Below are 9,668 nucleotides of genomic sequence, written 5' to 3'. Positions count from 1 at the left end.
CGTGGTGAGGCAGGTCAAGTTCGAGCGGGGCGATATCGTGCGCGTGAGCCTGAATCCGACTGTCGGGCGAGAGCAGCAAGGCGATTTCCGTCCGGCGCTCGTTCTCTCTCCGACGGCGTTCAACGCCTTGGGCGTGGCGCTCGTTGCCCCAATCACCCAGGGCGGCGAATTTGCTTGCTTTGCTGGATTTGCCGTACCGCTTTCTGGTTCTGGAACCGAGACGCAAGGCGTTGCGCTCGTCAACATGGCGCATATGCTCGACTTGGAGGCGCGCGGCGCGCGTAAGGTCGAACGCGCGCCGGTTGAAGTGGTTGAGGACGCACTGGCTCGGCTTCGGGCGATTATCGAGTGAGGAAAACGCGATAAGCAACAAGGTCTGAAACCTGATGTACGCGCTGGGCAACACGAAGCGGTTGGTCGGCGAGGCGAACCATCCGCAAGCGCGCCAGTCTGCAAAGCGCTTGCGTCATCAATAAGAACGGCTGGCGTGTCTGGATCGAGCATCATAAGACAGGCGAGCGGTTGTACGATAGCGAGCGTGAAAAGGCGCATCGCCAGGCGGCTCAGTGGTAATGGAAAACAGGGAACACGATTGTGGCTATGAACGATGACACGCCACGAATCGAAGGAATTCCGTCGAAAGGCGGTGCCTATTGGTACTACAAGCGCGGCAAGCTGCTGCCCAGCTTGGTACTGATCGGAACCCGAAACGGCGAGCGGGTTATCAATGACGGTCCCGCGATGCAGCGGTTTTGGTATCCGGGTGAGTTCTTTGTCGGTCCGATCGAGCCGCCATTTGCGACACCTGATGACCTAGCCGGCCGAAAGTACGGCGAAGAGCTGTATTTGCAGGAGGCGGTGGGCACGGCGGTAAGTGACCAACGGTAGGAAACAGGACAAGGACAATGCTTGAGCAAATGACGCCCTGATCGAGCTAGTAGCGCGCATGGAATAGGCGGGCTTTCGCGCACTGCCGGTGACAGCGGTACACGCTGCGGCATTGCGCGACCTGCCTGATACTCACCGTGATCCGTTTTGAGATGTGGGTAATTGCAAGGAAGACGCAACGCTTACGCTCGAGGAAGTCTGTATTACTGTTCATCGAGAACAGTATCGGGCACATCTGAAGCTGCGCTGGTGCGGCGGCAAGCTCACCCAATGTGACGTCGCGCTGCCTCGTTCGCGACCCGCTACGATTTGCACCGACGAAGATACGCTTGCCCTCGTGCGACGGCTGGCGCAGTACTATCCCGATGCAATCATTGCAGGCATTCTCAACGCACAAGGGCGTACGAGCGCACAGGGTTTGCGTTTCAACCAGAACCTTGTAGGCAATCTGCGCCGCCAGCCAGATACCGAACCCATCGTACACGAGCACCTTTAGGCACATCGAGTGTGCGGGCGTACTGTGCCGAATAACTTGGCCGCCCTCACCAGCAGGGTATCGACACCAGCTCACATATCGAGCGGCTCCGTCGCCAGCCAAATGGCATCGACGCGGATCATTGCAGCCAGTGCTGCAGTCACAACGCGCAATCGCTGGCGGTCGACACTGGCTAACTGATCCTGATCGTCGACGCTGCGTGGCACACTTCAATCTCGATGAGTGCCGAATTTGCCGTGACAGCCGGCGTGTCAAGCCACAACGCAGCGAACGCTGCTGGGACCTCTTGCTGCGATTTGAGCGTTTTGGCAGCTCCCTCAGAGTTCTGCCGAACTGTGACTATCGGCGCAGTAAGTCGGCGTTTAACCTGTAATGAAACGCTACCGCCATAATCGCAACAGGTGCGGCTGCATTGCCGCTCGGATCGCTTACTCCTTAAATTGCTTGCTGTGACCCCGACGCCCTCTGGTACGAGCAATTCCCTCGCCATGCAGCTTAACCCCCGTCATCGTGTCCTCCTGCCCATCAAAATATTGAGACACGTTGCTCTTTTCTAGTCCCAACGTTCAAGGCGACCTCGCTGGGGCTGGCTCAATAGCTAGCATTTTGTCGGTTTAGACAAACAAAATTTTCTTGCATTCTTGCCAAAGAGTTTTATAGTGAATTTACCTTGTTGGCTAAGCTGTACGAGTAACAGTTGGGTTTGGTTATCTTATGTAATGCAAACTGGAAACAAGATTGAAATGGACGATTTTACAATAACGGAAATTTTCCGTTTTATGAAAGCGAGATTTTAAATTGAGCAATAACGAGGCGATTTAAATTAAATCAAATCGCTTTAATTATGCGAGGCGCAAATTCACCTATTTTATTTTGCCAACTCAACTTGACTTACTTATTGCGGGTTGATTTTAACTCAAGCGATTTCCTCGTCGAGGTGACGTTTTAATTGGCATGAGCATAAGTTAACGCCCATTGCTTCATGTGTAATCTTGATCGTCGCATCTTTTATTGCGTAGCAAATTTATATCAGGTGGCCCGGGAAGTATGTAGGCAATTTTTAAAAGATTTAAACGATGTTTTTGTGGCTTCTCTGTCTTTTTAACTGGCTATTTTAGGCCTGGAGATATATGATGACCAAATTGACTGCCTCTAGCACTTCGTCTCCCACGCTCAATGAAGACCAAAGCAAGCAAATCGAAGTAACCAACAACAGCGGCGTTACGGCTTGCATTTTAACCCCTACAACCAATAACCCGACTGATCCAGCCAACGGAGTCATGGTTTACGATCAGTCTTTAGAGCTACTGAAGGCAACAGACGGCACGACGACCATCAACAATAATGCCACCCAAACCTTCACTCTCGACCAGTATTACATCGATCCCACCACCCATCAAAAAAAATACGCCACCCTTTACAACCTTTTGGTCAGTACGGCTGATTGGCTCTCCCCAGTGGCCAATCTGGGGGTGATCCAAATTATGTCGAAGTATGCGCCACAGACGGTAACCGCTGAATCGCTGAAATCGATGAAGGAAGCCGCAACTTTCTTTCAGACCATCAATGCTTATCCAAATTCCAAGCTAACCACTGATTTTCAGACTGCAATGTCCGGTTCCCAGACTGCTGCAAGCAAAGCAGCGGATGGGTCGTCGGGCTCCTCTGACGCCGTGGCTGACAGCATTGCCGACAACGTTAACAAGTTTTTTAAAAGTACCACCTCCTATAAAGACGTGACGCTGGCAAGCTTCGTCGCCATGCAAAGTTATTATCAAGCTTTTCCCTTCGCCTGGGCTGCTTACGGCGACAAAACTTTTTATCTTTACGCGACCACCGGCAGCACCACGCAGTTCATGGGCACTATTACCCTGACTAAGCCAACGACATTAGACGTCACCTTACCCAACGCCGGATACAGTTGTACTTTTGCCCCGGCGGTCAAGCCATCTGACACTACGTCGGTGGAGGTAGACAACAGCCAGAGCAAAACTTTAGTGTATCTGAACGGATTGTTTGTCGATTCCGCTAGTCCCGACAACCCAGCGCTGGCGGTCAAGGGGCTGTTTATGGTTAAGTCGCAGTTCACTCAAACCCCGTCCGACACCGCTATCATTCCAGTACTCACCGGTACTGTCAACGGCATGATGGCGCTTGGCTTTGACCAGCCGCAAAAATCCGACGACAAGCAGCACTCTGACTACTGGAATGTGTTGTTCGCCCCCAAAGGAGTGGCCCAGATCTTTGAAAGCGTGATGGCTTGGGGCGGGGCGGTCATGCTGCTCCACTTTGTCGGAACAACTTTGTACGGCATCTACAAGTGGGCTCGCGGACTGGGTGCCGCCAAACAGCCAACCATGCAGGAAATGTTTGAGCAGCAACTGAAGTCGATTCAAGACGCTTTGCAAGCGCAGAATCAGGACGTAGCCCAGCGAATGAGCGACGGCCAAATGAGCGCTCCGTCCAGTCCCGAAGCTGCTATGCAGGATTTGGCTGTCCAAACCGGCAACATCGCCGACGAGGTCAACGCAGCCTCCCTGGAAGACGGCGTCAACGCCATGAACACTACCATGCAAGAACTGGCGCAATACATGTCAGAAATGTCGCAGGATCAGTTGACACAGCTCGAAGGCCTGAGTGGCCAGTTGCAGGACATTCAAAACGCGTTAACTAATGCAACATCGGAAACCTTACACACCGTGGTGCAAGAACAGGTGCAGGCCATGAAAGATTTACACAGCGGTATGGACGGTTTCGTAGACTCGGTCTCAGAATCTCTAAGTGCCCAATCCGCTGAAATGATCAAAAGCAACCAGACGGCCGTGCAAGAAATCAACAAGCAGATCGAAGAGTCGCAGGAGGAGCAGGAAAAAATTGTCGACGACGACGATCCGGCTGTCGAGCCGATCGATGAATGATACTTTCGGCCAGCAGCCGCCATTGACCGCTTCTGATCAATGGCGGTACCTTGCGTCCTTGCTCTCCCAGTCCGGTCCCCTAATCTGGATTCTCACAGACATAAAACATCAAACGCCTAATGTTTCACACACTAACATTAATTAGCCAGGACAAAAGTCATGACTCAGGTCACCGTCACCATTACCAATTTCCTCGCCCAAGCCCTTGACATTTATACCTTCACCGTGCCGGCAGGGGCCACTACCTCCGATCCCAATACCCTATATCCATCCTACACTAAGGTCGGTTCAGTCCCAGCTAACCAGACATCACTCTACACTCTTGGTGAGCCCATCGAATCGCTGTCCTTTGTCCTGCCTGACACCGGCCTACCGGTCGCAACTGCCGTGGCCGGGCCACTCAGTGGCGGAACCGTGACAATCCCGGCCAATGCCGTTGATATTGCCAAGGCGGCCTTCGCCTTTTACCAATCCTATACCGGTAGCCCATACAGCCCCGATAGTCTGGCGATCAACGACATCATTTTGACTACGCCAGACCTAACCAAACAAAAACCTCTTCTTGATGCCTGGTTTGCTTCGCATAAACTTAGCTTCAGTTATGAACTTTTTAGTGCCGTTTCCTTTTGGGCCGAAAACGATGTTCGGGCTTGGGGCGGAACAGGCGGAAAAACCTTTTACTGCTATTCACCGCAACCACCGCAGCCAATTATTCCTCTCGTCCTGCCGAAAACCGCTACCGGGCAAATCGTATTCAGCAGCAATGGTTGCGCCCAATATACTCCTTTAAACGAACAAAGAGGCAGTGGCACGCCAGTACCACTGACGTTCAGCCGCCGCGCGCTGACGTCGACTGGTGCCACTGACTCGTCCGGAATCAAGCTTACATTGGTTCTGCAAGACATGAATTTGCACAACGGCCAGCCCGACACCTACGAACCGTTCTTACAAGGTAAGATCAATGGCGAAGATCTGATCGTACAACCTTATCAGATGCCGCAATTGGCTTGGTGGATGGCCGCCTACAATCTGGCCAACGTCACCTACACCGCCATCAATATGGTGATGATCGTCCACACAGTGATTGATCTTGCTAAGGCGTTGCCCGGCTTATACAATGCCTTGCAAAGCGGCGGGCAGGCCTTACTTAACGCCGTAAAGAGCGACGCTAACGCGTTGGTCGACTGGATTTTCAATAAATTCGATGCCGCTGGCGCTGAAAACGGCGATCTAATCAACGTCGATGTCGACACCGATGTGGATACAGACGTCGATACTGATGTGGACACGGACGTCGATACTGATGTGGACACAGATGTGGACATTGATGTCGACATTGACGTTGACATTGACGCTTTGGTGGTAGTTGACGTTGACGTTGACATTGATGTCGATATTGATACCGATATCGACAACGTCGTCGATAATGTGGTCGACAATGTTATTGATGTTGATACTGACATCGATACCGATATCAACATCGACGAGTCGGCTCTGGTTGGCCTGGCTAAGCGGGTCGGCTCATCTCTATGGGCTAATAAAGGAAAAATTTTCAAGTTTGTTTTTAAAAACGCTGCCGTGATGGGCGGCATGATCGGTGCCCAAAAATTGCTGGAACTTTGGTACAAAAAGGCGTCGATTAGCTACGCTGACGAACAGCCGTCCTCGGCATCTCCGCTCGGTGTGTTGATGAACTACATGGAAAATCCAGCCAACAGCATTGAAGAGCGTTGGACTACCTTTTCTTACTATGTGGAGGACGGCGCTGATGCCAATGAGCAGAACATGGTGGTTAGTGGCATCTTGTCCTTAAAGAACGACGCTGAGGATCAGGCTCTTGCCAACTGGCGGTGGAGCCAGCAGGATGCCGATACTGCACTGGCGGCCATGACTCAGTTTAGCGAGCCGGGACAATGGCCACAAGCCTACGTCAAACTAGGACAGTACACGTATCAAAACAAACCGCTTCCACTGAAAGTCGGCGCTGGGGTCGCCCTAAAGTTTATCGCCAAAATCATGTGAACCTTAGGAGAAGAAAATCATGAAGCAGGCACTGGCTTCAGACTATCCGACCTATGAAGATCATCAGCGGGCGTGGGAGGAATTGGCGGCAGGTATTGCTCGTCTAAAGCCCACCGTGCGGGAAATCGCAGACGGTGAAATCCCGCCCAATAGCAAACCCGGCACCCTAACTATTATAGGATCTGGAATTGAAACCATCGGCTTTTCCATTGGTGATGAAAAGATAATACAGGCCGCTGATAAGGTACTGTTTTGCGTTGCCGATCCGGCAACTGTAGTCTGGCTCAAGCGGATACGACCTGATAGCCTTGACCTTTATGTTCTTTATGGCGAGGACAAGGTCCGCTATGTCACTTATATGCAGATGACCGAGGCCCAATTGTACTGGGTCCGGCAAGGGTTGGACGTGGTGGTGGTGTTTTACGGCCACCCCGGCATCTTCGTACTGTCCACCCACCGGGCGGTAATGATTGCCCGACGTGAAGGTCATCGGGCAAAGATGAAGGCCGGAGTATGCGCCCTTGATACCTTGTGCGCCGATCTGGGGGTTGATCCTTGTCATCCCGGCTTGCAAACTCATGAAGCTACCGATTGCTTAACTCGGCGCCGGCGGATTGATACCTCGCTGCACGTGGTTCTGTGGCAGGTTGGGCTGATCGGCGAATTGGGATACCGCCGCCACGGCTACCTCAATAGCGGATTTTCCTATTTTGTAAATTGGTTGATTGAGTCATACGGGCCCGAATACCAAATCACCCACTACGTCGCATCAAGGTATCCGACAATCGAGCCCTTGATTGCGATTCATGCCCTAAAGGACCTTCACGATCCCGAAGTTCAGTCCACAATCAACGGTATTTCCACCTTTTATCTGCCCCCACGCGACGTAGTGCCGACAGACCGCCAAACCGCAGTCGACCTCGGGCTGCTAAAGGATGGGCAAAGCCTCACGACTCCAAAGTCGCCCTTGCGCGAGATCGGCTTGTATGGTCCACGTGAAATGTTAGCCTTCGACGCGTTCAGGCAATTTTCCATTCCAAAGTCCTACCGCTGGCAGGGCAACACACAGGCTAGTAACTTCCTGATTGAACTGCGCTTCGATACTAGTTTGCAGAGCCTATACCGTCATGCACCTGAGCAGGCCCTGAACGATCCGCGTTTTGTTAGTCTATCAGACCGTGAGCGGCAAATGCTGGCCTCCCGCGATTCCGGCGCAATTCAGATCGCAGCCAAAGGAACCTATGTTCGATCGGAGGCCAACGAGAACATGATTCACTCGTTGATGGTCAGTAAAAAAGCTTGCTTTGATTTACTTAGCCAAGTCCGTGGAAAACCGCTGACCTTGGCCCGGAAAACCGCTGTACAATGGGCTGAAAAGCACGGATACCAGCCAGATTGGTCTTGTTATCATGCCACGGTCGATCATCTGTACCGTACCATCTTGTCTCCGTGGACTGGGGTTTATGTTACAGTCGATGGCAGTACCGTCGTCACTCTGATCGGACACCGCGGAAACCCGTTGCACAGTATTCTATATGTCAATGATCGCCGAATTCGCCACTTTACTTTGAAAGGGGGTATGGTTCAGTGGTTCGAACAACCGGGAGTTCCGTTCAACGGCTTCCTAAAACTTGACTTGCAGTCGTCAGGAGATCGACGCCTGGTCGGCAAACTATGGCCTCGTCAAAGTACCGCCAGCGGCGCCAAAATTCTGACCGTTGATGCTGTCGATCCGGCAACCATTGCTATGGCCAACCGCCTATCGGTGCCCCCGCCATTGCGCTTTGGATCCTTTATCCTCCGCTCCAACGGCCGCTTTACCCGCGTTCCCACTCCAATGGTTCTAGCCGATGACCGGTTGATTATTGCTGGCAAACCTATTCCTGTATTTGAATTGTCCTCCGACAGTTTAATATGGTCGGAAGGTACCCGTGATTTTTACTCAGGAAACATCCGGTTTCTGCGGGATCCGGTGGCCGGTTCTATCGAAATCTACGGGGAGTGTCGTTCGCGGGAAGAAGCGATACCACTGCGCTGCTACGGGGCGCGCCAGCCGGGGAATGAGGATCCCCCTCTCGCATATGATGGCCCACCATTGCCAGGGGCGGCATCAAAGCATCTTGCCACTCTTGCTAACGCTGCGCTGAGCACCGGCGGACTGATGCTGTGGCACAAGTGGGAAAAAGCCCATTTGACCTCGCTAACGGTCGCCAAAATTTTAGCTTCGCTGGCATAATCCGTCTAACCCTGTTTCAGTTCCTATAAGAACCGAGAAGGCGAGTCAGCCCTTTTTAGAGTCACGACTATGCACCGCCGCTTTATCGTCATCAATTACGACACTGATCAGTATCCCTTTGCAAGGATTTTAGCCCGCGATGTGTTTCACGTCTCCCGCATTGACCGGCTCCACGATTTCTGGCGACGGCAGCGCGGGCGGTCTCGATTAACCTATCAGGATAACCTGTCATTACGGACCTTAATGCAAAAACTGCCTGACGACTCTGCCTTCTACCTTCTCTATCACCGCTGGATTGCTAATCAGCTGGCCCCCTTTTATGCCAATTCTGTACGTTACTCGGCGCATCCCAAAATGCGGGTCCATTTAGCGCGCACTGGCTGCGTCAGCGATTTTCACCGCGATGTCGACATTACGGGACGCGAGGAACAAATCAATTGCTATCTGCCGTTCACCAACGTTCACGACGGTTGTACTCTGTACGTTGAAAATGATTATGGCAGTGGCAAGTATTCTCCTCTCAATTTGTGCTACGGACAGGCTTTGCTTTGGGATGGCGGCTTTTTGTACCATGGCAGCCGGTTCAACGACACCGACACAACCCGGGTTAGTTGTGATTTCCGTTTTCACCCCCGGCACCCCGACCGTGTGCAAAGCCCGTGGCGAGATGTCCTGGCTGACCGTCCTTCACAGATGGTCAGTAGTCCGTTCTGAACAATTCGGAAACGCTGATGCAGTAAGGCTCTGAGGCCGGAATGGTATTGTGGGATTTGCAAGAGGCGGGCATATTAGCGTGAATTTCCTGCAAATTTCGACGAGGGTTGAATGGGTCCGAAGACGCCGGTGCCAGAGGGAGATTTGTTCCGCCAGCCGCTGCGCGAGCAGATCAACTTAGAGCCGCTAACGCAACCTGGACATCAGGCCGTAAGGCTCGTATCCTGAAGTCATGGCAAGACGCAAAATCAGCAATGAATTGTGGGCGGTGCTGGAGCCGTTGATTCCAGCGTTCACGCCCTCACCCAAAGGCGGGCGTCGGCGCACTGTTGACGACCGGGCGGCATTGAACGGTATTCTGTATGTCCTGCATACAGGCGTTCCATGGGAAGAC

The 9,668-nt window shown here is 52.5% G+C and carries 8 protein-coding genes; all 8 read left to right on the top strand.

The features are described 5' to 3' along the window. Nucleotide 1 precedes the first annotated feature (1 nt). Nucleotides 2–352: a type II toxin-antitoxin system ChpB family toxin gene (locus KQH55_RS16320; RefSeq protein ID WP_235091707.1), complete on the top strand. Its 351-nt coding sequence runs from the start codon at nucleotides 2–4 to the stop codon at nucleotides 350–352. A gap of 248 nt (nucleotides 353–600) precedes the next feature. Next, nucleotides 601–888, top strand: a complete 288-nt coding sequence (locus KQH55_RS16315) for a hypothetical protein (protein WP_235091706.1) — start codon at nucleotides 601–603, stop codon at nucleotides 886–888. Between the two features lie 154 nt (nucleotides 889–1,042). Continuing rightward, nucleotides 1,043–1,384 (top strand): hypothetical protein, encoded by a 342-nt coding sequence (locus KQH55_RS16310; RefSeq protein ID WP_235091705.1) that lies wholly within the window; start codon nucleotides 1,043–1,045, stop codon nucleotides 1,382–1,384. A 1,133-nt stretch (nucleotides 1,385–2,517) separates the two neighbouring features. Continuing rightward, entirely contained in the window at nucleotides 2,518–4,302 is a 1,785-nt protein-coding gene (locus KQH55_RS16305; protein WP_235091704.1) for a hypothetical protein, read from the top strand. A gap of 159 nt (nucleotides 4,303–4,461) precedes the next feature. Further along, entirely contained in the window at nucleotides 4,462–6,324 is a 1,863-nt protein-coding gene (locus KQH55_RS16300) for a hypothetical protein (protein ID WP_235091703.1), read from the top strand. A gap of 19 nt (nucleotides 6,325–6,343) precedes the next feature. Further along, on the top strand, nucleotides 6,344–8,560 hold the full coding sequence (locus KQH55_RS16295) for an SAM-dependent methyltransferase (protein WP_235091702.1): 2,217 nt from the start codon (nucleotides 6,344–6,346) through the stop codon (nucleotides 8,558–8,560). A gap of 69 nt (nucleotides 8,561–8,629) precedes the next feature. Continuing rightward, a complete protein-coding gene (locus KQH55_RS16290; protein ID WP_235091701.1) occupies nucleotides 8,630–9,274 on the top strand; it encodes a hypothetical protein in 645 nt (214 codons plus the stop codon). A 232-nt stretch (nucleotides 9,275–9,506) separates the two neighbouring features. After that, a partial coding sequence (locus KQH55_RS16285) for a transposase (protein ID WP_235091708.1) occupies nucleotides 9,507–9,668 on the top strand: 162 nt, incomplete at its 3' end.

The sequence above is a fragment of the Mycetohabitans sp. B3 genome (assembly GCF_021498065.1).
Lineage (GTDB): Bacteria > Pseudomonadota > Gammaproteobacteria > Burkholderiales > Burkholderiaceae > Mycetohabitans.
Note: the sequence above shows the minus strand (reverse complement) of the source record. Positions and strands in the feature narration are given on the sequence as shown.

Bases quoted from the DNA above. Each gene is read 5' to 3' on its own strand.
- KQH55_RS16300 (WP_235091703.1), top strand. From the start codon at position 4,462: ATGACTCAGGTCACCGTCACCATTACCAATTTCCTCGCCCAAGCCCTT.
- KQH55_RS16305 (WP_235091704.1), top strand. From the start codon at position 2,518: ATGACCAAATTGACTGCCTCTAGCACTTCGTCTCCCACGCTCAATGAA.
- KQH55_RS16290 (WP_235091701.1), top strand. From the start codon at position 8,630: ATGCACCGCCGCTTTATCGTCATCAATTACGACACTGATCAGTATCCC.
- KQH55_RS16315 (WP_235091706.1), top strand. From the start codon at position 601: ATGAACGATGACACGCCACGAATCGAAGGAATTCCGTCGAAAGGCGGT.
- KQH55_RS16295 (WP_235091702.1), top strand. From the start codon at position 6,344: ATGAAGCAGGCACTGGCTTCAGACTATCCGACCTATGAAGATCATCAG.